The organism is Hymenobacter polaris (assembly GCF_012927305.1).
In the GTDB taxonomy this organism is placed as follows: Bacteria; Bacteroidota; Bacteroidia; order Cytophagales; family Hymenobacteraceae; genus Hymenobacter; species Hymenobacter polaris.
The window spans coordinates 161,072-182,788 of sequence record NZ_JABBGH010000002.1 but is presented as its reverse complement, the minus strand read 5'-3'; the positions used below and the strand labels follow the sequence as shown (position 1 = coordinate 182,788).

Below are 21,717 nucleotides of genomic sequence, written 5' to 3'. Positions count from 1 at the left end.
TTCTACGAAGCCCTCCGCGTCTTCTGCGGTAAAACACCAATTAGTGCTTTTCTTTAGCGGAAAAAGCACACTATGCCCAACTGCTACTCCTTTTTACTGGCCTTCAGCCTACTAGCTCAGGCTGCCATCGCCCAGCCCGACCCTAGGCCTCTGCTGGGCTTTACGCCCGCCCGCGCCGCCACCGAGTACGCCCTCGAAAGCCGCTTCGACGCGCAGCTCAAGGCCGACGACTTGCGGCAGTGGATGAAGCGCCTGGCTGCCCACCCCCACCACGTGGGCTCGCCCTACGATAAGGACAACGCCGAGTACATGGCCGGCCTGTTTAAGAGCTGGGGCTACGACACGCGCATCGACGTATCGTACGTGCTCTTCCCGACGCCCAAGCTGCGGGCGCTGGAGCTGCTGGCGCCCACGCCCTACACGGCCAGCCTCACCGAAAAGCCGGTGCCGGAAGATGCCACCTCGGGCCAGACCGCCGAGCAGCTGCCCACTTACAACTGCTTCTCGAAGGACGGCGACGTGACGGCCGAGCTGGTGTTTGTGAACTACGGCATCCCCAGGGACTACGAGGAGCTGGCGCGACGCGGCATCGACGTGAAGGGTAAAATCGTGATTGCCAAGTACGGCGGCTCGTGGCGCGGCATCAAGCCCAAGGTGGCCGCCGAGATGGGCGCCATCGGCTGCCTGATTTACTCCGACCCCAAAGACGACGGCTACGCCCAGGGCGACGTGTACCCCCTAGGGCCCTTTAAGCCCGAAACCGGCGCCCAGCGCGGCTCGGTGCTCGACATGCCCACCTACCCCGGCGACCCGCTCACGCCCGGCTACGGCTCCACCAAAAACGCCAAGCGCCTCGACTACCGCAAGGCGCCCACCATTGCCCAAATTCCGGTGCTGCCCATCTCGTACGGCGACGCGCTGCCGCTGCTGCGGGCCCTGGCCGGCCCCATGGCGCCCGAGGCCTGGCGCGGCGCGCTACCTATTCCGTACCACCTCGGACCCGGACCGGCTAAAGTGCATTTGCAGCTGGCCTTCAATTGGAAAACCGAGCCGGTCTATAATGTCATCGCCACCCTCAAAGGCCGCGAGCTGCCCGACGAGTGGATACTGCGCGGCAACCACCACGACGCCTGGGTGAACGGCGCCAACGACCCGCTCAGCGGCCTGGTGGCCGAGCTGGCCGAGGCCCAGGCCATCGGCGAGCTGGTGAAAACTGGCTGGCGGCCCCGACGCACTATTATGTTTTGCGCCTGGGACGGTGAGGAGCCGGGCCTGCTGGGCTCGACGGAATGGGCCGAAACCAACGCCGCCGCCTTGCAGCAGCACGTGGTGGCCTACCTAAATACCGACAACAGCGACCGGGGCTTCTTGAGCGCCGCCGGCTCGCACGCGCTCGAAAAGTTCTTCAACCAAGTGGCGCGCGACGTGCCCGACCCCGAAAAGGGGATGTCGATTGCCGAGCGGCGCCGGGCCCTGGACCTAGTGAGCGGCACGCCCGAAGCCCAGCGCGAGGCCCGCGACCGGGCCGACCTGCGCCTGGGCGCCCTAGGGGCCGGCTCCGACTACTCGCCCTACATTCAGCACCTAGGCATTCCGTCCTTGAACGTGGGCTTCGGTGGCGAGGCGGCGGGCGGCGAGTATCACTCCATCTACGACTCGTTCGACGACTTCGTGCGTTTCAAGGACCCCACCTTTGCCTATGGCGTGGCCCTGGCTCAAACCATGGGCCGCACCAGCCTGCGCCTGGCCGAGGCCGACGTGTTGCCCTTCGAATTTCAGGGCTTTGCCAACAACGTGGCCAAGTACGGCAGCGAGGTAAAGACGCTGGCCGAAACCATGCGCACCGACACCGACAAGCAAAACAAGCTGCTGGCCGAACACCGCTACGAGGCCGTGGCCAACCCCAGCCAGCCACTGCTGCCGCCCAAAGCGCAAGAGGCGGTGCCCTACCTCAATTTCGCGCCCCTTGACAATGCCCTGGCCAAGGTAGAGCAAAGCGCGCAGGCCTACGCCCAGGCCCGCAAAGCCGGCGCCGCCCTGCCCGCCGACCGCCAAAAGGCGCTCGACCAACTGCTCTACCAAGCCGAGCAGCAGCTCCTGAGCACCGAGGGCCTGCCGCGCCGGCCCTGGTACCGGCACCAGCTCTACGCGCCCGGCTTCTACACCGGCTACGGCGTGAAAACGCTGCCCGGCATCCGCGAAGCCGTGGAGGAGCGCAAGTGGGCCGAGGCCGACGAGCAGATAAAGCGCACGGCCGCGGCCCTGGAGCGCTTTGCCGGGCAGGTGAGCCGCGCGGCGGCGCTGGCTGGCCCGGCGCCCGCGCAGTAGCCCTGGCCATGGCCCCCAGTGCCCCTAGGGCCATTGCCACCCACGAAGCTCCTACATTTAGCCACGCAATTTCCTACCTCGCTATGCCCTTTTCTACCTACTACCGCCTAGTCCTGGGCGGGCTGCTCAGCGGCCTGCTGCTAGCCGCCTGCCATCCGGCCGCTACTACCGACACCCCGGCGGGCACCGCCTCCACTAGCAACCCACCAGCCGGCTACTTCCCGGCCCAGGAAACGGGCGTAAAAACGGGCGGCGTGCAGGTTATTCCCATCAGCACGCCCAAGGGTACCTTCCACGTTTGGACCAAGCGCTTCGGCAACAACCCCAAAACCAAGGTGCTGCTGCTCAACGGCGGGCCGGGCGCCACGCACGAGTACTTCGAGTGCATGGAAAGCTTCCTGCCGCAGGAAGGCATCGAGTTTATCTACTACGACCAGCTCGGCTGCGGCAACTCCGACAACCCTAGGGACACGGCCATGTGGAGCCTGCCGCGCTACGTGGAGGAAGTGGAGCAGGTGCGTAAAGCCTTAAACCTCAACAAAGACAACTTCTACCTGCTGGGCCACAGCTGGGGCGGCATCCTGGCGGCCGAGTATGCTTTTAAGTACCAGCAGAACCTCAAGGGCCTCATCATCAGCAACATGATGATGAGCTGCCCCGCCTACGGCAAGTATGCCGATGAGGTGCTGGCTAAGCAGTTGAAGCCCGAGGTGCTGCGCGAAATTCGGCAGATTGAGGCGAAGAAAGACTTCAGTAACCCGCGCTACATGGGACTGCTGGAGCCCAACTTCTACGCCCAGCACCTGTGCCGCATCGTGCCCAATCCCGAGCCCGTGACGCGCGCGATGGGCAAAATCAACCAGTCGCTCTACGTGACCATGCAGGGCCCCAGCGAGTTCGGCATCTCGGGCAAGCTCACTACCTGGGACCGCACCAAGGACTTGCCGCAGCTAAAGATTCCGGTGCTAAGCATCGGCGGCAAGTACGACACCATGGACCCCGCCCACATGGAATGGATTGCTACCCAAGTGCCCAGGGGCAATTCGCTCATCTGCCCTCAGGGCAGCCACATGGCCATGTACGACGACCAGCAAACATACATGACGGGCTTGGTGCGCTACCTCAAGTCGGTAGAAGACGGCAGCTTCAAGCCCGGCACCAAGCTGTAAGGGATAGACAAGTAAGCAAAACAGGCGGTCATGCTGAGCGCAGCCGAAGCATGACCGCCTGTTTTGCTTACTTGTCTATCTCTTACTGAAACGGCACGGCCACATCGACTGCCTGGGCGGCGCGCTTGCCACCCCCGATGCCGGGCACCCAGCCAGCGCCGTCGCACACCAGGCGCTGGGCCTCCTCGTCGTAGTCGGCGCGCAGACCATGCAGCACCCGGATTTCCTGAACTTTGCCATCGGCCCCAATCAGCAGCCGCAGCTGCACCGTGCCCGAGAGTGGCTGCTCAGGCAGCTCGGGCTTGAATTCGGCGGCCTCATGGCGCAGCTTCTCGCGCCAGGCGCTGTAGCCTCCCACCGGCGTGGGCGGAATGGCGGGCGCCGCGGGCATGGCATCGGCGCGCACCATGGTGGGCGCCGATGCCGGGGGGGTAGCGCGCAGCGCTAGGCCGCGCGTCCGTCCCATCAGCCCAGGCGCCGCCGCAACGCTGGTATCATAAGCTGCTTGTTTAGAGGCTGGTGCGGCAGCGGCCATCGGCGTCGGCACCACTACTACTTCCGCTAAGGCATTGGAGGCAGTAGTAGCCGGGGCAACCGAAGCGGGTGCTGGCACAAGCGCGCTAGCATCAGCTGAGGGGTAACTAGTCGCCGCTGCCGAGGCGCTGGGCGCCCGTGAGGCTGCAATAAGTGACCGCTTGGTTTTGCTAACGGCCACGCGGTGCCGGGCCGACCGGGCCGGGCGAGCAACCGCAACTGTGGCCGTCGTCGCCGGCAGTGTCGCGGCGATAGTAGTAGGGGGCTCAGCTGTAGCCGCAGCCCTAGGGGTAGCCACCGGGCGCGCGGCCGTATCGGCCGGCATGTGGCGCTGCTGCCAGGTCCACCAGCCGCCGGCCACCAGGCCAAACAGCAGGGTGGCAGCGGCGGCCAGCTGCAACGCCATCAGGCGATGCCGACGGTGGGCGCGGGTGGCAGGCAGCGCCTGCGGGGCCAGCTGTACCCGGCGGCGCAGGCGCTGCTGCAGCTGAGCCAGGGCTTGGTCGGTGGTGGCGGGCGGGGTTTGCAGCAGGCCTTCTAGCATGTCGGCGCAGCGTGGGCAGGCCAGCGCGTGGGCCTCCACGCGGTGCTGGGCGGCGGGCGCCAGAGTGCCCGCCGCGTACTGGCGCAGCGTGGCCAGCGGCAGGTGGGGGCCGGCCGGGGCAGTTGCGTTCAGTAGCGGGTTGGTGGGCAACATCTTAGTTCAAGTAACAAGTAACGGTGAGCAATTAACAATTTCGCACGCTTTGGCTTAGCTCGCGCTTTAGCATGCGGCGGCCGTTCTGCAGGTGGCTTTTCACCAAGTTCAGGGGCAGGGCGGTGAGGGTGGCGATTTCGGCGTACGATTTTTCTTCGAGGTAAAACAGCTCGAGGCAGCGCCGCTGCTCGGGCGGCAGCTGCCCTAGGGCCGCCTCCAGGGCTTGCAGGTCGGCTTCGTGCTGGGTGGTTTCTTCGGCTTCGCGCAGGGCGTCGGGCAGTTGATGCAGGGCGGCCAGCTCCAGGTCCTGGGCTTCGGGCAGCAGCAGCAGGGGGCCGCCGCTAGCCGTGCCGCGCTGGCGGGCGCGCAGCTCCATCAGGCAGTGATTGCGGGCGGTGGCGTAGAGCCAAGCGCCGAAGTTTTCGGGTGCGTGGGTGCGCAGCTTCACCACCAGGTGCTCGAATAGCTGCATGGTTGCATCCTGGGCGTCCTCGTCGGGCGGGGCCAGGTAGCGGCGGCACACGGCAAACACCTCGGGCAGGTAGCGCTCATACAGCGCGCCCAGCTCGGCCACGTCGCCGCCCTGGCGGTAGCGGGCCAGCACTACCTGGTCGGTAGCCCAGGCCGGGGGCGGCGAAGCAACGGGGCGGCGGCGAAAAAACACGGAAGCAAGGTAGGGCCCAGGCAGCTACAGGCGCAGCCTGCCCCAGCAGGATGCCGGCCGGGCCCGCATTGCACACGCCAACCCCAAAAAAAAGCGCCGGCCCTAGGGCCGGCGCTTTCTGGTAGCACAGCGGTGGTCGTCGCGCCGGCAGGCTTACTGCTGCTTGGCAGCGGCTTTCATGTTCTCCTTGGTTTCGCGGGCCGACTTGGCGGCGGCGTCACCCATGGCGTCCATCTTGCGGCCGGCGGCGTCCATTTTAGCGTCCATCTTGGCGCCGGCTTCGTTGGCATTGGCCTTGGCGTTAGCGGCGGCGGCGTCCATCTTGTCGCCGGCTTTGTCCATCGCGTTGTCAATCTTGTCGCCGGCGGCGTCCATCTTAGCGTCCATCTTCGCGCCGGCCTCGTTCATGTCGGCTTTCACCGAGTCGGTGCTGGGCGTGGTTACCGTAGTGGTGGTGCTGCCATCGGCATTTTTGCTGGTGTCGGTCGAGCAAGAAGCGAGCGACAGGGCAGCGGCGGCTACAAACAGGGTGCTGAAAGCAACTTTCATGGGAAGTAAGAATAAGTGGTGAAGGGTACTACTTAATCAACTCCTCCGCAAAAAGTAACCTATGCGCCGCGCACTATTTTTGGCTACTGGCCCTGCGGGCTCGTAGCGCCCGTGCTGGTGGCGTTGCCCGTGCCCCCTAGGCCGGTGGCCGACTTGGTAGTGGCACTGTCGAGGCGCACGCCGGCGGCATCCTTGGCCAGCATTTGGTGGGCGCCTACCGTATCGGCCGCGGTGGCGGCGTTGTTGTTGGTCGAGTCGGTCGTGGTGGTTTTATCGTTGGGCGTGCAGGCGGCCAGCAGCCCTAGGGCCGCAGCCGGCAAAAAAACAAACAAAGCGCGTTTCATATAGCGTTGCGTGAGGTGGTAAGAGCTGGCTGCTTGTACGTAAGCCCGCGCCTTGCCAGCCAACTTGCCGCGCCCGCCAGCGGGCGCGACCAACTTTTTTTAAGTGGCCTGAGTATAGACGAGCTGACCTTTTCCCTAGCTTCCACGCCTTATGGACTCGACCGCCCCCACTCCCCACACCAATCCTGCTCGTACCGAGCCGCTGCACGTCAGCGATGAGCAAAGCACCGCCTTGCTCACCGACACGCTCAACCTGCTGGGCCAGGGCCTCCCCAACGCCGACGGCACGAGCGGCCTGCACGAGCTGGAGCGCTGGGAGGCCGTGCTCGAAGCCAGCGACCGCCCCGGCCTGGCCAAAACCTGCCAGGAAATCAAGCTGCTGCGCCAGCGCCTGGAGGCGCCGGATGCGCAAGCCCACGAGATTGCCGAAATTCTGGCCAGCCTAGGGGCCGAAACCCAGAAAGTGAGCGAGGAGTCGGCCAACGGCTACGCCGACTCGCTGCACAAGCTGAGCCGCCTGCTGATTAAAGCCAGCAACCTGCTTTCGCGCTAGCCGCTAGGGTAAGCGGGCAAGGGGGTGTGAGGGTAAAAGTTATTAGTTCGTGGGCGTTGCCTCCGCTAACAACTCTTACCCTCCACCCCCTTACCTGCTTACCCTAATTTCGCGCCGCATGATTACCCTGTACGACCCCTTCGAGCGGATGCATTTTGGCCCCGGCCGCTGCTTCCTCACCGGCCAGCCCGTTGGTCCTGCCGACACCGTGCCGGTGTTTGACGATTGGCTGCAAGCTACTTACGGGCTCGCCGACCGGCCCTTCTACCTGCTCGACCACAGCCAAACCACCTACGGCGCCCTGCGCCTGCCGCTGGCACTCGCGCTGCACGAGCGCTTGCAGTCCCTAGGGCACGCGGTGCAGGCGGCCGCGGCGGCGGGCCCGGCGGCGCTGCGGGCGCTGCCCCCAGCGCAGCTGTGGCAGTGGCTGGGCAAAATCTTCTACGGCATCTTCGCCACCGAGCTAGTGCAGCAGCAGCAGCCGCTCATCAAGCCGCAGTATCCTCTTGCCGAAAACAAGCACCTGCTGCACCGCATCCGGTCGTTTTTCCAGCTGCTGCAGGGCTTGCGCGTGCCTACCGACTACGCCGACTTTGTGCCGGGCTCGGTGTTTGTGCTGGAAGCGGACGACGCCTACGAGGCGCCGGTCTTCGAGCTTGACGATGACTTGAACACCTTGGTTATCAGCCTAAAGCTGGGCCCATCGGTGCTGGTGGCCACGCTGATTGACATCGGCTTTATTGGCCAGGCTATGCGCCAGGTGTACGCCGATGCCCAGCGCCCGCTGCACCCGGCGCAGGTGGCCGAGTTCAAGGCCCGCGCCTACTACGCGGCCTACCTGCTGGCGGCCGTGCCCGACATCTACCCGCGCCGCCCCGGCCCTCACGACCCGCCCGGCACCGAGTTGGTGCTCGACGCGCTGGTGGACGACGTGACGGCCACCGTTTTCAACCCTTGGGAAAACCTGGCTTACGGCCACACCCTGGCTGGCCTCTGGCCCCGCTGGGGACTCACCGAAGAAGTTATTTTGCGCAACCCCTTCGAGCCGCTTACCCTACTCTACGATGCCTTAGGGCAGCCTCAGGGCCCGGCCGAAGCAGCTGAACAGTTGGCCGTGCTAGCGTACGGCTAGGGCCAACGCGCCGCCCGCCCCGCCCGTATGCCAAACCCCGGCCGCACGTGCGACCTGGGTTTTTCGGCTCATCCACTACCTTTTCCATGACTACTTTCCACGCTAGCACCCTAGCCGCCCTGGCCGCTACCGGCCTGCTGGCCGCCTGCAATGGCAACTCCAGCGCCGACAACCAAGCCCGCGGCACCCTGCCCGCCGACTCGACCGCCGCCCACGTGCCAGCGCCCGCGCCCGCCAATTCGCCCCTCACCATCGTGGCCGAGATTAACGCCCCGCAGGTAACGGGCGTAGCCGTGGCACCGGGCGACAAGGTATTCGCCTTTTCGCCGCGCTGGGATTACAACCCCACCTACCCCGTGGCCCTGGTGACGGGCAAGACCACCCTAGCCCCCTACCCCGATGCCAGCTGGTGCATGTGGAACGACTCGGTAAAGAATGAGCCCCAAAAGCACTGGATTTGCCCGCAGGCCGGCTACGTCGATACTAAGGGCCAGCTCTGGGTGGTGGACCCCGCTTCGCCCGGCCTCAAGTACACCGTGGCGGGCGGCCCCAAGCTGGTGCAAACCGACCCGGCCAGCAGCAAGGTGGTGCGCGTGTACTCCATCCCAGAGGATGCTGCCCCGCGCAAGTCGTACCTCAACGACGTGCGCATCGACCTGGCGCACAATTACGCATATATGACCGAGTCGGGCACCGGCTCGATGGTGGTGGTGGATTTGACTACCGGCAAAGCCCGCGGCCTGCTCAAGCAGCAGCCCTCCACGCTGCCCGATAAAGGCTTTCTTACCAAGGCCCAGGGCCACGCCCTCATCGACCCCACCGGCAAGCCCGGCCAGTTCAAAGCCGACGGCATTGCCCTGAGTACCGACAACCAGTACCTCTACTACCGCGCGCTGTCGGGCCACTCCATGTACCGCATCAAGACGGAGGTGCTGCGCAACCCCGCCCTCACGGCCGCGCAGGTGAACGCCGCGCCCGAGAAGCTGCCCGACGTGGCCGCCTGCGACGGTATGGAAATCGACTCGAAGAACATGCTCTACCTGACGGGTTTCGAAACCGGCTCTATCCTGAAGTACAACCCCGCCGATGGCAAGGTGGAAACCCTAGTGAAAGAGGAGCGCCTGCAGTGGCCCGATACCTTCAGCTGGGCGCCCGATGGCAAAAGCATGTACTTCACCGTATCGGAGCTGGACCTAACGCCCAACTGGAACAAGGGCGTGGCCCCGGCGCACGAGCCGTTCCGCATCTACAAAATGGCCGCCGCCAAGTAAGCCGGCCGGGCCGGGCGCGAGCGGTGGCGGCGCACCGCATGGCTGGCTACCGGCCGCTGTTTAGGTGTGTGGGTGCTGGCAAGCCTAGGGTGCCTGGTCGGGTGCTGCTGCGTAGCTATTGACTTCACGAGCTGCAGCCGCACGTTCTTGCTTGAAATAGCGAGGTGCTCCTTGGGGCTAGTCAGGATATCGACGCGCCGCCGGTGGCGCTTGTGCATGGTATCGTGCACAGTATATACCCCATCGAGCCGGGGCGACACGCCGCGCACCTGCACTTTGTCGCCGTAGTGAATGCGGCCGCCCCAGGGCTGCAGCAAGTCGTGCGATACCGCCACCCAGCGCTGGCGGCTGCCGTAGCCGCGCCGAATAGTGGAGTTATCGGCCGTCACAAACGGGTGGCTATCGGTTTGGGCGGCTACCGCCTGGTAAACCGTTGCGGTAACGGTGTACACCGGCCCGCCCGTCCGCAACTTTCGCACAGCCCGCCTAGGCGCATTAGACGCTGGGTGGGCTGTTTTTTTGTGGCTCTTCTCGTGCAATTTTGAAGATGCGTGCGGCTTCTTTCGGGTAGCCGAAAAAGCGGGCGAGGGGTAGCTTGTGGCAAGCAGCCCGGCAGCGAGGAGCAGCCTAGGCAGTACCGCCGGGGCAATGTGCATGCAAGAAAAAATAACGTAGCCACCGTTGTAGCTCGGCGGTGCTAGCTCTGGCCGCGGGCAAAATTGCCAGGCCGGATGCTGCTAACGCCCCACGACGGGCAATGATTCCGGAGGCAGCAACTGGCACTTTTACCGCGGCTGGCTGTAGCCCATGCTAATCAGCTAACCCAAGTTGCGGCGTAGGGCCAGGCGGCAAACTCCCCTCCTTAGCCAAGGAGTGGATGTTGGTGCGCAGCGCCAACGGGGGTAGTTGGCGTCGTTGAACGAGTCGGCTGCCGCACCGATAGTAGGTCGTTCAACGACGTCAACCACCCCCGCTTTGGCTGCGCCGAAGCGTCCCCTCCTTAGCTAAGGAGGGGAATCGCCGCCTGGCCCTACGCCGCAACTTGGATTAGCTAGTAGAGCGACTGTTCGCAGGCCCAGCGCTCTTAAGGCAGCTACAGCCGCCGTGTAAGCAACTACCGCTTAATAAAGATGGCAGAATGCTGCTGTTTAAACTACAAATTAAATAGCTAACTTGAGCGACATTCCTTAAAAGGTACACGTTTAGGAACAAGCAATGAACTAAAAATAAGGATTATTCGCACATGCGAATACATATTTTAGGCAGCCATTGATTTTTTCTACTTTTGTATTAGCTAGCCAGCTCTCATTTTCCCACTCACCTCATGGATACTTACTCCTATATCGCCAACGCCGATGTGGCGGCCATCGAAACGCTCTACGAAGCGTACCAGCAAAACCCCGAATCGGTTGACTTTGGCTGGCGTAAGTTCTTTGAAGGCTACGACTTCTCGCAGCAGTTTCCGGAGGGTGCGCCGGTAGTACCAGGTCAAGAGCCGGGCAAGAACGGCAATGGCAGCCCCAACAATGCGGGCGCGGCGCCGGCCGGCCCCACCAGCGCGGCCCCCACGCCCGGCCCCGTGCCGCAGCCCGATGGCTACGGCGTGCTTAACACCAGCGCCAGCACCAACGATGCCGGCCCCATGGCCAAGGGTGCCCCCGCCGCCGACAAGGAAACGGCCGTGCGCAACCTCATCCACGCCTTCCGCAGTCGGGGCCACCTGCGCTCGAAAACCAACCCCGTGCGCGAGCGCAAGGACCGCCAGGCTCGCCTCAACCTCAGCGACTTCGGCCTGAGCGACGCCGACCTCGACATGCCCTTCCGTCAGGGCGAGGCCCTAGGGCTAGGCCAGCAGGCCACGCTGCGCCAGATTGTGGAGGCCCTTACCAGCATCTACGCCGGCACGGTGGGCTTCGAGTACACCTACATCCGCGACCCGCAGGTGCTGGAGTGGTTCCAGCAGAAAACCGAGCACGACGCGCTGGCTTTCAACCCCGATGTGGCCTATAAGAAGCGCATCCTGGAAAAGCTCAACGAGGCGGTGGTATTCGAGAACTTCCTGCATACCAAGTTTCTGGGGCAGAAGCGCTTCTCGCTGGAAGGCGGCGAAACGGCCATCCCGGCGCTGGACGCCATCATCAACCGCGGCGCCGAGCTGGGGGTAAAGGAAGTGATGATTGGCATGGCCCACCGCGGCCGCCTGAACGTGCTGGCCAACATCATGGGTAAGACCTATGAGCAGATTTTCAGCGAGTTTGAGGGCACGGCCACGCCCGACCTCACGATGGGCGACGGCGATGTGAAGTACCACATGGGCTACTCGTCGGAGGTGACCACCACCGATGGCCAGAAGGTGAACCTGAAGCTCGCGCCCAACCCCTCGCACCTCGAGGCGGTGAACCCGGTGGTAGAAGGCTTCGTGCGGGCCAAGATTGAGCACCAGTACGGCGGCGACTACCACCAGATTCTGCCCATCCTCATTCATGGTGATGCCGCGCTGGCCGGTCAGGGCATCGGCTACGAGGTGACGCAGATGTCGCAGCTCGAAGGATACAAGACGGGCGGCACCATCCACTTCGTTATCAACAACCAGGTGGGCTTCACCACTGATTTTGAGGACGCCCGCTCGTCTATCTACTCAACTGACCTGGCGAAGATTATCGACGCGCCCGTGATTCACGTCAATGGCGACGACCCCGAGGCGGTGGTGTTCGCGGTGCGGCTGGCGGTGGAGTACCGGCAGCAATTCCACGCCGACGTATTCGTAGACATGGTGTGCTACCGCCGCCACGGCCACAACGAGTCGGACGAGCCCAAGTTCACCCAGCCCACGCTCTACAACATCATCTCGAAGCATCCCAACCCGCGCGAGGTGTACAACCAGCGCCTGGTGCAGCGCGGCGACGTCGATGCCGAGCTGGCCAACCAGATGGACCAGGAGTTTCGCGCCATGCTGCAAGCCCGCCTCGACCAGGTGAAGCAGCAGCCGCTGCCCTACAAGTACCAGGCCCTCGAAAACGAGTGGCGCACCCTGCGCCGCAGCACCAACGCTGACTTCGAGCAGTCGCCCGAAACCGGCATCAGTGAGGAAGTGGTGCAGCAAGTGGCCCAAGCCCTGACCACCATCCCCGACAACTTCCGCCCCATCAAGCAGATTGATAACCTGCTGAAGGAGCGCCGCAAGATGTTCTACGAAAGCCGCGTGCTGAACTGGGCCGCCGGCGAGCTGCTGGCCTACGGCTCGCTGATGGCCGAGAACCACCACGTGCGCGTCAGCGGCCAAGACGTGCAGCGGGGTACCTTCTCGCACCGCCACGCCGTGCTGCACGATGCCGAAACCTCGGCGCCCTACAACTCGCTCAACCACATGGCCGGCGAGCACCAGGAGCTGAGCATCTTCAACTCGCTGCTGAGCGAGTACGCCGTCCTGGGGTTCGAGTTTGGCTACGCCATGGCTAACCCCACGGCCCTCGTGATTTGGGAAGCCCAGTTCGGCGACTTCGCCAACGGTGCCCAAACCATGATTGACCAGTTCATCGTGAGCAGCGAAAGCAAGTGGCAGCGCATGAACGGCATCGTGATGCAGCTGCCCCACGGCTACGAAGGCCAGGGCCCCGAGCACTCCAACGCCCGCCCCGAGCGCTTCCTGCAGCTGGCGGCCGAAAACAACATCGTGGTGGCCAACATCACGACGCCCGCCAACTTCTTCCACGCCCTGCGCCGCCAGCTGACGTGGAGCTTCCGCAAGCCGCTGGTGGTGATGTCGCCCAAGTCGATGCTGCGCAATCCGCTCTGCGTGTCGCCCATCGAGGACTTTACTGGCGGCCGCTTCCAGGAGGTCCTAGGGGATGGCTACGCCGAAGAAAGCCAGGTAAAGAAAGTGCTGCTCTGCTCGGGCAAGGTGTACTATGACCTGCTCGACGAGCAGCAGAAATCCGAGCGCAAGGACGTGGCCATCGTGCGCCTCGAGCAACTGCACCCCTTCCCGAAGACGCAGCTAGACGCCGAGTTGGCCAAGTACCCCGGCGCCACGCTGCTGTGGGTGCAGGAGGAGCCCGAAAACATGGGCTACTGGAACTACCTGCTGCGCTTCATGCGCCGCGAGCTGCACGACGTCATCGCCCGCAAGCCCTCGGCCTCGCCCGCGACCGGCTACAACAAGGTGCACGTAAAAGAGCAGAAGGACCTCGTGGCCCGCGCCTTCGACGAGCCCCGCAACGAGGTAGCCGACGAGCAAATTAAGGAAACCGCTGAGGTAGCCAAGAAGCAGGACTAAGCAGCCCGCGCGGCTATCGTATTTTGCAGCCGCTGCCGGCCCCAGGCAGCGGCTGCGTTTCCTTACTTAAGTTTATTTAGTACAGCGCACGCTAGCGTTGCCTACCCACCCGCTACCCATGCCCACTGAAATTAAAATTCCCGCCGTCGGCGAATCCATCACCGAGGTCACCATTGCCAAGTGGCTCAAGCAAGACGGCGAGGCCGTGAAGCGCGACGAAGTAATCGCCGAGCTGGAATCGGACAAGGCCACGTTTGAGCTGCCCGCCGAAGCTGATGGCACGCTGAAAATTCGCGTCGCCGAAGGCGAAACCATCAACATCGGCACCGTGATTGCCGAGCTGGACGGCGCTGCCACCGGCAACGGCCAAGCCGCCCCCGCGCCGGCTGCCAGCGGCGCCGACCCAGTGAGCGCCGGCGACAACAACGCCGCCGCCAGCGACCAGAGCGGCTACGGCGGCACCCCCGCCGACCGTCCTAATGCTGACCCTAGCACGCCCGGCGCCCCCGGCGCGGCTACTCCGCCCGCCGCGGGCGGCAGTAGCAGCACGGTGGAAATGAAGATTCCGGCCGTGGGCGAGTCCATTACGGAAGTGACGGTGGCCAAGTGGCTGAAGCCCGACGGCGCCCAGGTAAGCCGCGACGAAGTAATCGCCGAGCTGGAATCGGACAAGGCCACGTTTGAGCTGCCCGCTGAGGGCACCGGCACCCTGCGCCACGCCGTGAAGGAAGGCGAGACGATTAGCATCGGCGCCGTGATTGCACGCATTGAAGGTGGCGCGGGTGCTTCGGCAGCTCCGGCCCCGGCCGCCAATGCTCCCGCTGCTTCCCCGGCTTCCACCGCAGCTCCGGCGGGCGGTAGCAGCAGCTACGCAACGGGCGTACCCTCGCCCGCTGCGGGCAAGATATTGAGTGAGAAAGGGGTGAACCCGGCCGACGTGGCCGGCACCGGCCGCGATGGCCGCATTACCAAAGAGGATGCCCTAGGGGCCCAGGCTAAGCCGACTGCCCCGGCCCCGGCCAAAGCTGCGCCGGCCGCTGCTTCGGTAGCATCTACTAGCTCGCCCGCCCCGACCGGCGACCGGGGTCAGCGCCGCGAGCGCATGAGCAACCTGCGTAAGACGGTGGCCCGCCGCCTGGTAGCCGTGAAGAACGAGACGGCCATGCTCACTACCTTCAACGAGGTGAACATGCAGCCCATCATGGACTTGCGCACCAAATTTAAGGACAAGTTCAAGGAGAAGAATGGAGTGGGCCTAGGGTTCATGTCGTTCTTCACCAAGGCCGTGTGCGTGGCCCTGCAGGAGTGGCCGGCCGTGAACGCCTACATCGACGGCGACAGCATCGTGTACAGCGACTTCTGCGACATTAGCATCGCCGTATCGGCTCCTAAGGGGCTGGTGGTGCCGGTTATCCGCAACGCCGAGAAGCTGAGCTTCGACGGCATTGAGAAGGAAGTGGTGCGCCTGGCCGGCCTGGCCCGCGACAACAAGCTCACCATCGAGCAGATGACGGGTGGCACGTTCACCATCACCAACGGCGGCATCTTCGGCTCGATGATGAGCACACCCATCATCAACGCGCCGCAGTCGGCCATCCTAGGCATGCACAACATCATCCAGCGCCCGGTGGCCGAGAATGGGCAGGTAGTCATTCGCCCGATGATGTATCTGGCCCTGAGCTACGACCACCGCATTATCGACGGCCGCGAATCAGTATCTTTCTTGGTACGCGTGAAGGAACTGCTCGAAGACCCCACGCGCCTGCTGCTCGGCGTTTAAAGTAGAAAATATTATATTTTGCCAAGGTCCGCCTCTTTGCAGAGGCGGACCTTTATTTTTTATTCAAACCTACTAACCCACTTAGGATAAGCTGGTAGAAACAAGTTTATCACGCACCTCGAAACGTTTTTGAACTCCCTTACCTGGTTTCCGCCCATAACTTTGGCGAGTCCTTATATCTCTTTTACTATTATTTAATTAATGCAAAACTTTTCCAACTTAACCTGTCAAAACTGTCCCCATCAAAAAACACCCCTTCTAGGCTGCTGCACCAGCGACGAGTTAGAACAGCTCTCGTCGCAGAAATCGACGCATATCTACCAAAAAGGGCAAACCATTTACCAGCAAGGCAACAAGGTGCTTGGGCTGCACTGCGTGCACCAAGGTAAGATTAAGCTTACCCGCGTGGGGGGCGACCAGCGAGAACACATTGTGCACCTGGCAAAGCCTGGCGAGGTGATTGGCTATCGGGCGCTGCTGGCGGGCAGCCGCTACACTACCTCGGCCGTTGCCCTCGATGCGTGCGTGGTATGCTTCGTGCCCCGGCTCGATTTTATTGGTTTACTGCAATCCAATAAGCAGTTCTCTAATGCGCTGCTGCACATGCTTGCCAATGCCCTAGGGCAAGCCGAAGACCAATTGCTGCACCTGGCCCACAAGCCCGTGCGCGAGCGCCTAGCCGGCGCCCTGGTGGCCCTGCAGCAAACCTATGGCAATGCCGAAACCGGCGGCGAGCACTTCAGCATTGCCCTCACGCGCGAGGATGTAGCGGCCCTGGTAGGCACGGCTAAAGAAACTGTGAGCCGCCTGCTGTCAGAATTCAAGGAGCTGGGCCTTATTGCCACCCGCGGCAGCTTGATTACGGTGCTCAACCCCGAGCGTTTGGCTGCAATAGCCTCGCAGTATGATTAGTAGGCGGGCCTAGGGCCCAGTGCCTTAGCTGCACCGCCGGCCCTAGGCCCGCCTACGCTGCGCAGGGCTTGCGCGGGCGGCAAGTCAAGAATTGAACTGCCAAAAGTCAGGTCCATAAATGACAAAGGTCATTTTTAACAGGGAGCAGATGCAGGAGCTTTGTATCCATCAAACCACTCATTATCAACGCCCCCCTACGCAGTCGCTCGCTCGTTCCTTTTTTTGGTTTAGGCGGCAAGCGCTCGTTTTCGCTTAGCCCGCCCAGCTACCCGCTCGATGCAGGCTGGTAAAGCCCGGCCCGTACCGCGCTCCCAGCCAACTGCCATGACCATTCCTTTTCTACGACGTATTCCGGGCTTGGGCGGGCCCGCCCTGCGGCAGGTAGTAGCGGCCAGCAGCCAACCCGCCGCCCAGGCGGCAGCGGGCGTACTGGCCCAGCTGCTGGCCGAGCTGCCCGAGCTGCTCTTGGCTGCCGTGTTTGAGGTAGCCACTTGCCAGCCGCTGGCTACTTACGCTGCCGAGCGCGAGTACCAGCCGGCGCCGCTAGCGGCGCCGGCCGGGGCCATGGTCCGCCAGCTGCAAGCCAACCTAGCCGCCCAAAACCAGCTGGATGAAGAGTTGCAGGAAGTTGTCTTTACGCTGGCTACGCAGCTGCACTTGCTTCGGCTGAGTGCCGATGGGCAGCAGCTCCTCTACCTGGCCGTGCACACCCACGACACCAACCTGGCCCTAGCCCGCCAGCTAACCCAGCAAGCCGCCGAACGCCTATAAAGCACTACTAATCATTATTTTATTTCCTTACTATTACGGTCCATTTATTTTTTTCCCTTTCACCCTTTTTACTTTTTATGAAACTCACGGCCACCCCTTTCGACCCCACCACTGGCGAGCTACTGCCCGTGTACCGCGATGCCTACCTGCGCGGCGACCTAGCCCGCCACTCGGCGCAGGCAGTTGAAGCCTACCTGAGCCGCGATGCCGACCAGGCCCACGGCACCGTTACTCGCTGGCACGAGCTGCACCAAGCCGAAGAGGCCATCACCCCCAACTGGGTGCAGAAGCAAGTACGCTTCATCCGGGAGCAGCCGCAGCGCTTCCGTCGGCGGGCTTTCAGCCTCGCTACCCTAGGGGCCCTGGTGGCGGGCGCCAGCATGGCCTCTACCATGCACCCCACCACCACGCTGCCCCTGGCATCAGCTACTGCCTCCATGGGCAGTCTGGAATCGGCCGCCGAAGCGGCCGAGGCGAGCACAGCCCGCACCGTGCTGGTGCACGGCCGCATCCTGAATGAGAAAGGCCGGCCGCTGGCGGGCGCCACCGTGCTGCGCAAGGGCACGGCCTTCGGCACCAGCACCGATGCCAATGGCAACTACGCTCTGCGCGTGCCGGTTGATGCGGCGGCCACGCTGCAATACGGCTACGGCGGCTATACCGAGCAAGAGATACCGGCCAGCCAGATTCGGGGTGTGGTCGCCGTCACCCTGCAGCCGCGCGCTGCCGCCAAGCGCCACTGGTTTTTCTTCTAGCCCAGCAGGGCCTAGGCAAGGCCCTGGCACTACGTGCGCTGCAGAAGGCGCACGGGCCGCGCACACCCCTACGCCAGCAGCTCCTACACAACACTACTTACTGATTTTCAAGTTTTTACTTTTCTACCTAGCTAACTTATTGTAGCTGTTCTATTTCCTTTTTTTCTTTTCCTTTATCGCAATGGCGTATTCTAAGAACACCCCCTCGGGCCAGGCTATCGAAGCAATTATCAGCGACTTGCCGGGCCTGGTGGCCGTAGCCGTGGTAGACATCTCATCGGGCATGGCCCTGGCGTCGCATTCCAACTCGCCCAGCATCAACCCCGAAACTGCCGCCGCCTACAATACCGAGGTGGTAAAGCAAAAGCAAAAAGCCATGTCGGCCCTTAAGCTGCAAGGCGAAACGCTTGAGGACATCCTGATTACCCTTACCAATCAGCTCCACCTTATCAAGCTCAACGGGGCTAGCAATAAGTTTATCTACCTGGTAGTCAACTCCCGCGAAACCAATCTCGCCATTGCCCGGGAAGTGCTGCGCGCGCACGCCGCCCTCATCAACTAAGGGCTGCCAGCAGCAGCTTTTTTACTCAGCAACCCGCCGGTTGGCCTACCTAGGGGCCCAATCGGCGGGTTGTTGCGCTGCGGCCCACCCCTAGCGCACCTGGCCCTGGCCGCGCACCAGCCACTTGTAGCTGGTGAGTTCTTCCAGGCCCATGGGGCCGCGGGCGTGCAGCTTCTGGGTGCTGATACCGATTTCGGCCCCTAGGCCAAACTGCCCGCCGTCGGTGAAGGCCGTGGAGGCGTTGGCGTACACGGCGGCGGCATCGACCTGCTGCAAAAACTGGTTTATGTGCGCCGGGTTTTCCGAGATAATGGCCTCGCTGTGGCGCGAGCCGTAGCGGTCGATGTGGTCGAGGGCGGCAGCCAGGTCGGGCACGGTTTTCACGGCTAGGCGCAGGGCCAGAAACTCGGTGCCGAAATCGGCCTCGGTGGCGGAGGCCAGCAGGGCGGCGGGGTAATGGCCGGCCAGGGCCCCTAGGGCCGGCGCATCGGCCAGCACCTGCACGCCGGCTTCGGCCAGTGGCGCCAGCAGGGCGGGCAGTTCGGGCAGGCGGCTGGCGTGCAGCAGCAGGCAGTCGAGCGAGTTGCACACGCTGGGGCGCCGCGTTTTGGCGTTGTGCACGATGGCTTGGCCGTAGTCGAGGCGGCCGGTTTCATCCAGAAACGTGTGCACCACCCCGGCCCCGGTTTCGATGACGGGCACGCGGGCGTGCTGCCGCACGTAGTCAATCAGCCCCTGGCTACCCCTAGGGATAACCACATCCACCAAGCCCACGGCCGTGAGCAGGGCCTCGGTGGCGGCGCGCTCGGGTGGCAGCAGGGTAGCGGCCGCGGCGGGCAGGCCGTGGCGAGCCAGCACCGGGGCCGCCACCGCCAGCAGCGCCGCGTTGGAGTGGGCCGCGTCGGAGCCGCCCTTGAGCAGGCAGGCGTTGCCGGTTTTCAGGCACAGCGCCAGGCTGTCGAACGTCACGTTAGGTCGGGCTTCGTAGATGATGCCCACCACCCCTAGGGGTACGCGCACCTTGCTCAGCTCCAAGCCATTGGGCAGGGTCTTTTCGCTGATAATAGCCCCTAAGGGCGAGGGTAGGCCGGCTACGGTGCGCAGGTCGTCGGCCATGCCGCGCAGGCGCTCGGGCGTGAGGCGCAGGCGGTCGTGGCGCGGGTCGGCGGCGGGCATCCGGGCTAGGTCGCGGGCGTTTTCGGTTAGTACTTGGTCGGTGCTAGCGAGCAGGGCGTCGGCCAGGTCGCGCAGCAGGGCGTCGGTAGTGGTGGCGGGCACGGCGGCCAGCGCGCGGGCGGCTTGCCGGGCGGCAGAAAAAGCGGCGGCGTAATCGGACATAGGGCTAAGCTACAACCAACCCCGCGAGCCACCGCCGCCCGGCTACAGCGCTACGCCCAGCGCCAGCCAGCGAAACCCAATGGCTACCAGCACCAACACCGCCCCTAGCAGCCACTGCGGGCGCGGCAGCCCTAGGGCGCCGGTAGGCTGCACGGGGGCTCGCTGGCCGGTAGCGTAGGCCCGCCGCAGCACCATCGGGCTCATAACCATATTGGCCACCACGGCGGGGTGCGGCGCGGGCAGCGCCAGCAGCACCAGCGCCACCGAGCCCAGCAGCCAGGGCCACAGCACCAGCGCCCGCAGGCCCCCGGTGCGGGCTTCGGGGCTGGCCTGCTCGGCAACCGGCAGCACTCCGAGTAGCAGCGGGCCGGTGCGCCCAATGGCCAGCACCAGGGTGGCCAAGGCTAGCGCGGCCACTACCCAGACCGCCGCCGCCGGCACGTGCAGCCGGGCCACTATTTGCCCGGTATCGCCGCCCGCTACGAAGGGCGCAATCAGCAGGTAACCCAGGAAATTTATCAGCCCAAACAAACCCATATAGAGCCCAAATAACCCCCAGCTGCTTCGGGGCCGCCGCTGGCGCAGCCACCCCAGCAGCAGCAGGCCCTGCCCCAGACTCAGCACCGGCCCGGCCGCGGCGATGAGCACGTGGTCGAGGTTGGTGAGGTGCGCGGACGTGGTGCGGACGGAGGTACTGTAGAGCACGGGGTGGTCACCGAGGGCCAGCGCCATGGCCGCGTGGCCGCCCTCGTGCAGCACTATGGTGAGCAGGTAGGCGATGACGTAGAGGCAAACGGCGTTGAAGGCGAGCGCACGGGTGGCGAGAGGCATGGCAGGCAGCAGGTAAGTAGCGAACGAGTACCCAAACCTAGCCCCACTGGGCAGCCAGCACCGTTTAAATAGTGCTCAAGCCGCTTGATGACGCCCTTAACCGTGCCAAACCGCCGCTCAAGCCCTAGTCCGCCGCCGTCAGAAACAGGTAGTCGTAGTGCACCAGCGGGCGCTGGCCGTGCTGGCCCAGGCGCTCGCGGGCCTTGTCGGCGCCGTATTCGGCCAGGCCGAGGCCTAGGGGGTGGCCGGCCTCATCCACCAGGCGTACCAGGTCGCCTTTGGCAAACTCGCCCTCCAGGCGCGTAATGCCCACCGGCAGCAGGCTGGTGGCCTGGCCGGACGCTAGCAGCGCGGCGCGGGCCCCGGCGTTGACGTGCACCGTGGCCTGGGTTAACTGGGCGTGGGCCAGCCACTTCTTGGTGCCCGAGGCGCGCTTGCTGGGCTGAAACCAGGTGTTCACCACTTCTTCGCGCAGCAGGGCGGGCAGCACGCCGTCGCGCTTGCCGTTGGCAATGTGCACGCTGATACCCAGGCGCGCTACTTTCTGGGCCATCGAGCACTTGGTGAGCATGCCACCGCGCCCAAACTGCGAGCGCGTAGCTTGCACGAAACCCGACAAATCGGGCCCGGCCGGCGCAATGTGCTCGATTACCCGCGCGTCGGGCCGGCTGGGGTCGCCGTCGTAAATACCGTCTACGTTGCTGAGAATAAGGAGCGCGTCGGCGTTGAGCATACTGGCCACCAGGCCCGCCAGCTCGTCGTTGTCGGTGAACATCAGCTCCGTCACCGACACCACGTCGTTCTCGTTCACGATGGGCACCACGCCGCACTGTAGCAGCTCCTGGAAGCAGTTTTGCATGTTCTGGTAGTGCTGGCGGTCGCGGAAGTCCTCCTTCGTCACCAGCACCTGGGCGCACAGCAGCTCGTGCTGGGCCAGCAGCTCGGCGTAGCGGCTCAGCAGGCGCACCTGGCCCACGGCGGCCAGCAGCTGGCGGCTGCGCACGGCGTCGGCCCTAGGGGGCAGCGTGATGAGGCTGCGCCCCGCCGCCACCGCCCCCGACGATACCACAATGATTTCCAGGCCCTGGCGCTTTAGCTCGGCTACCTGGGCTACCAGCTCGGCCTGGCGCGCCACGTCGGGCAGCCCGTCGGCCTGCGTGAGCACGTTGGAACCGATTTTGACAACGAGGCGGCGGTAGGGCAGCATAACTATTGGTTGGGTTTCAACCAACAAAGAACGTCATGCTGAGC

19 protein-coding genes are annotated in these 21,717 nt (G+C 64.0%); 11 read left to right on the top strand and 8 right to left on the bottom strand.

All coding sequences use genetic code 11. From position 1 onward, the window contains the following. Positions 1 to 72: 72 nt before the first annotated feature. Both HHL22_RS11180 and HHL22_RS11175 read left to right on the top strand, forming a co-directional pair. On the top strand, positions 73 to 2,328 hold the full coding sequence (locus tag HHL22_RS11180) for a transferrin receptor-like dimerization domain-containing protein (protein WP_169531307.1): 2,256 nt from the start codon (positions 73 to 75) through the stop codon (positions 2,326 to 2,328). A gap of 83 nt (positions 2,329 to 2,411) precedes the next feature. Beyond that, positions 2,412 to 3,497, top strand: a complete 1,086-nt coding sequence (locus HHL22_RS11175) for a proline iminopeptidase-family hydrolase (protein ID WP_169531306.1) — start codon at positions 2,412 to 2,414, stop codon at positions 3,495 to 3,497. A gap of 82 nt (positions 3,498 to 3,579) precedes the next feature. Here the strand turns inward: HHL22_RS11175 and HHL22_RS11170 are convergent, their stop codons facing one another. The 4 genes from HHL22_RS11170 to HHL22_RS11155 all read right to left on the bottom strand — a co-directional run bounded on the left by HHL22_RS11170 (position 3,580) and on the right by HHL22_RS11155 (position 6,285). Beyond that, positions 3,580 to 4,728 (bottom strand): energy transducer TonB, encoded by a 1,149-nt coding sequence (locus HHL22_RS11170; protein ID WP_169531304.1) that lies wholly within the window; start codon positions 4,726 to 4,728, stop codon positions 3,580 to 3,582. Between the two features lie 31 nt (positions 4,729 to 4,759). Beyond that, positions 4,760 to 5,392: an RNA polymerase sigma factor gene (locus HHL22_RS11165; RefSeq protein ID WP_169531302.1), complete on the bottom strand. Its 633-nt coding sequence runs from the start codon at positions 5,390 to 5,392 to the stop codon at positions 4,760 to 4,762. 153 nt (positions 5,393 to 5,545) lie between these two features. Next, positions 5,546 to 5,941 carry a hypothetical protein gene (locus HHL22_RS11160; protein ID WP_169531300.1) on the bottom strand — a complete coding sequence of 132 codons (396 nt, stop codon included), beginning with the start codon at positions 5,939 to 5,941 and terminating at the stop codon, positions 5,546 to 5,548. Between the two features lie 83 nt (positions 5,942 to 6,024). Further along, entirely contained in the window at positions 6,025 to 6,285 is a 261-nt protein-coding gene (locus HHL22_RS11155; protein WP_169531298.1) for a hypothetical protein, read from the bottom strand. Positions 6,286 to 6,436: 151 nt separating this feature from the next. On the opposite strand from HHL22_RS11155, the gene HHL22_RS11150 reads away from it, so the two are divergent. The 3 genes from HHL22_RS11150 to HHL22_RS11140 all read left to right on the top strand — a co-directional run bounded on the left by HHL22_RS11150 (position 6,437) and on the right by HHL22_RS11140 (position 9,241). After that, positions 6,437 to 6,838, top strand: a complete 402-nt coding sequence (locus tag HHL22_RS11150; protein WP_169531297.1) for a hypothetical protein — start codon at positions 6,437 to 6,439, stop codon at positions 6,836 to 6,838. A 118-nt stretch (positions 6,839 to 6,956) separates the two neighbouring features. Beyond that, complete coding sequence (locus HHL22_RS11145) at positions 6,957 to 7,970, top strand: hypothetical protein (protein ID WP_169531295.1); 1,014 nt, start codon at positions 6,957 to 6,959, stop codon at positions 7,968 to 7,970. Between the two features lie 86 nt (positions 7,971 to 8,056). After that, complete coding sequence (locus HHL22_RS11140) at positions 8,057 to 9,241, top strand: L-dopachrome tautomerase-related protein (protein WP_169531293.1); 1,185 nt, start codon at positions 8,057 to 8,059, stop codon at positions 9,239 to 9,241. Here the strand turns inward: HHL22_RS11140 and HHL22_RS11135 are convergent. After that, on the bottom strand, positions 9,217 to 9,720 hold the full coding sequence (locus tag HHL22_RS11135) for an RlpA-like double-psi beta-barrel domain-containing protein (protein ID WP_169531292.1): 504 nt from the start codon (positions 9,718 to 9,720) through the stop codon (positions 9,217 to 9,219). The genes HHL22_RS11140 and HHL22_RS11135 overlap by 25 nt on opposite strands. Positions 9,721 to 10,565: 845 nt before the next feature. On the opposite strand from HHL22_RS11135, the gene HHL22_RS11130 reads away from it, so the two are divergent. The 6 genes from HHL22_RS11130 (at position 10,566) to HHL22_RS11105 (ending at position 18,297) form a co-directional block, all read left to right on the top strand. After that, positions 10,566 to 13,517: a 2-oxoglutarate dehydrogenase E1 component gene (locus tag HHL22_RS11130; RefSeq protein ID WP_169531291.1), complete on the top strand. Its 2,952-nt coding sequence runs from the start codon at positions 10,566 to 10,568 to the stop codon at positions 13,515 to 13,517. Between the two features lie 118 nt (positions 13,518 to 13,635). Next, complete coding sequence (gene odhB / locus HHL22_RS11125) at positions 13,636 to 15,297, top strand: 2-oxoglutarate dehydrogenase complex dihydrolipoyllysine-residue succinyltransferase (protein WP_169531290.1); 1,662 nt, start codon at positions 13,636 to 13,638, stop codon at positions 15,295 to 15,297. Between the two features lie 201 nt (positions 15,298 to 15,498). Further along, positions 15,499 to 16,209 (top strand): Crp/Fnr family transcriptional regulator, encoded by a 711-nt coding sequence (locus tag HHL22_RS11120; RefSeq protein ID WP_169531289.1) that lies wholly within the window; start codon positions 15,499 to 15,501, stop codon positions 16,207 to 16,209. A 324-nt stretch (positions 16,210 to 16,533) separates the two neighbouring features. Next, positions 16,534 to 16,980, top strand: coding sequence for a hypothetical protein (locus tag HHL22_RS11115; protein WP_169531288.1), 447 nt, complete (start codon positions 16,534 to 16,536; stop codon positions 16,978 to 16,980). A 77-nt stretch (positions 16,981 to 17,057) separates the two neighbouring features. Beyond that, positions 17,058 to 17,735 (top strand): carboxypeptidase-like regulatory domain-containing protein, encoded by a 678-nt coding sequence (locus HHL22_RS11110; protein ID WP_169531287.1) that lies wholly within the window; start codon positions 17,058 to 17,060, stop codon positions 17,733 to 17,735. Positions 17,736 to 17,916: 181 nt separating this feature from the next. Beyond that, positions 17,917 to 18,297 carry a hypothetical protein gene (locus HHL22_RS11105; RefSeq protein WP_169531285.1) on the top strand — a complete coding sequence of 127 codons (381 nt, stop codon included), beginning with the start codon at positions 17,917 to 17,919 and terminating at the stop codon, positions 18,295 to 18,297. 90 nt (positions 18,298 to 18,387) lie between these two features. Here HHL22_RS11105 and HHL22_RS11100 read toward each other — a convergent pair whose 3' ends face one another. From HHL22_RS11100 to proB, 3 genes are all read right to left on the bottom strand, one after another. After that, the gene (locus HHL22_RS11100; protein ID WP_169531283.1) at positions 18,388 to 19,635 is read right to left on the bottom strand and encodes a glutamate-5-semialdehyde dehydrogenase; all 1,248 of its coding nucleotides are present in this window, start codon (positions 19,633 to 19,635) and stop codon (positions 18,388 to 18,390) included. A gap of 42 nt (positions 19,636 to 19,677) precedes the next feature. Next, the gene (locus HHL22_RS11095) at positions 19,678 to 20,466 is read right to left on the bottom strand and encodes a hypothetical protein (protein ID WP_169531281.1); all 789 of its coding nucleotides are present in this window, start codon (positions 20,464 to 20,466) and stop codon (positions 19,678 to 19,680) included. A 124-nt stretch (positions 20,467 to 20,590) separates the two neighbouring features. After that, positions 20,591 to 21,673, bottom strand: a complete 1,083-nt coding sequence (gene proB, locus HHL22_RS11090) for a glutamate 5-kinase (RefSeq protein WP_169531279.1) — start codon at positions 21,671 to 21,673, stop codon at positions 20,591 to 20,593. Between the last annotated feature and the right edge of the window lie 44 nt (positions 21,674 to 21,717).

What these genes read in the sequence shown, in the direction of transcription:
- HHL22_RS11180 (WP_169531307.1), top strand. Translation starts at nt 73, where the DNA reads ATGCCCAACTGCTACTCCTTTTTACTGGCCTTCAGCCTACTAGCTCAG.
- HHL22_RS11175 (WP_169531306.1), top strand. Translation starts at nt 2,412, where the DNA reads ATGCCCTTTTCTACCTACTACCGCCTAGTCCTGGGCGGGCTGCTCAGC.
- HHL22_RS11170 (WP_169531304.1), bottom strand. Translation starts at nt 4,728, where the DNA reads ATGTTGCCCACCAACCCGCTACTGAACGCAACTGCCCCGGCCGGCCCC.
- HHL22_RS11160 (WP_169531300.1), bottom strand. Translation starts at nt 5,941, where the DNA reads ATGAAAGTTGCTTTCAGCACCCTGTTTGTAGCCGCCGCTGCCCTGTCG.
- HHL22_RS11155 (WP_169531298.1), bottom strand. Translation starts at nt 6,285, where the DNA reads ATGAAACGCGCTTTGTTTGTTTTTTTGCCGGCTGCGGCCCTAGGGCTG.
- HHL22_RS11150 (WP_169531297.1), top strand. Translation starts at nt 6,437, where the DNA reads ATGGACTCGACCGCCCCCACTCCCCACACCAATCCTGCTCGTACCGAG.
- HHL22_RS11145 (WP_169531295.1), top strand. Translation starts at nt 6,957, where the DNA reads ATGATTACCCTGTACGACCCCTTCGAGCGGATGCATTTTGGCCCCGGC.
- HHL22_RS11140 (WP_169531293.1), top strand. Translation starts at nt 8,057, where the DNA reads ATGACTACTTTCCACGCTAGCACCCTAGCCGCCCTGGCCGCTACCGGC.
- HHL22_RS11130 (WP_169531291.1), top strand. Translation starts at nt 10,566, where the DNA reads ATGGATACTTACTCCTATATCGCCAACGCCGATGTGGCGGCCATCGAA.
- odhB (WP_169531290.1), top strand. Translation starts at nt 13,636, where the DNA reads ATGCCCACTGAAATTAAAATTCCCGCCGTCGGCGAATCCATCACCGAG.
- HHL22_RS11120 (WP_169531289.1), top strand. Translation starts at nt 15,499, where the DNA reads ATGCAAAACTTTTCCAACTTAACCTGTCAAAACTGTCCCCATCAAAAA.
- HHL22_RS11115 (WP_169531288.1), top strand. Translation starts at nt 16,534, where the DNA reads ATGACCATTCCTTTTCTACGACGTATTCCGGGCTTGGGCGGGCCCGCC.
- HHL22_RS11110 (WP_169531287.1), top strand. Translation starts at nt 17,058, where the DNA reads ATGAAACTCACGGCCACCCCTTTCGACCCCACCACTGGCGAGCTACTG.
- HHL22_RS11105 (WP_169531285.1), top strand. Translation starts at nt 17,917, where the DNA reads ATGGCGTATTCTAAGAACACCCCCTCGGGCCAGGCTATCGAAGCAATT.
- HHL22_RS11100 (WP_169531283.1), bottom strand. Translation starts at nt 19,635, where the DNA reads ATGTCCGATTACGCCGCCGCTTTTTCTGCCGCCCGGCAAGCCGCCCGC.
- HHL22_RS11095 (WP_169531281.1), bottom strand. Translation starts at nt 20,466, where the DNA reads ATGCCTCTCGCCACCCGTGCGCTCGCCTTCAACGCCGTTTGCCTCTAC.
- proB (WP_169531279.1), bottom strand. Translation starts at nt 21,673, where the DNA reads ATGCTGCCCTACCGCCGCCTCGTTGTCAAAATCGGTTCCAACGTGCTC.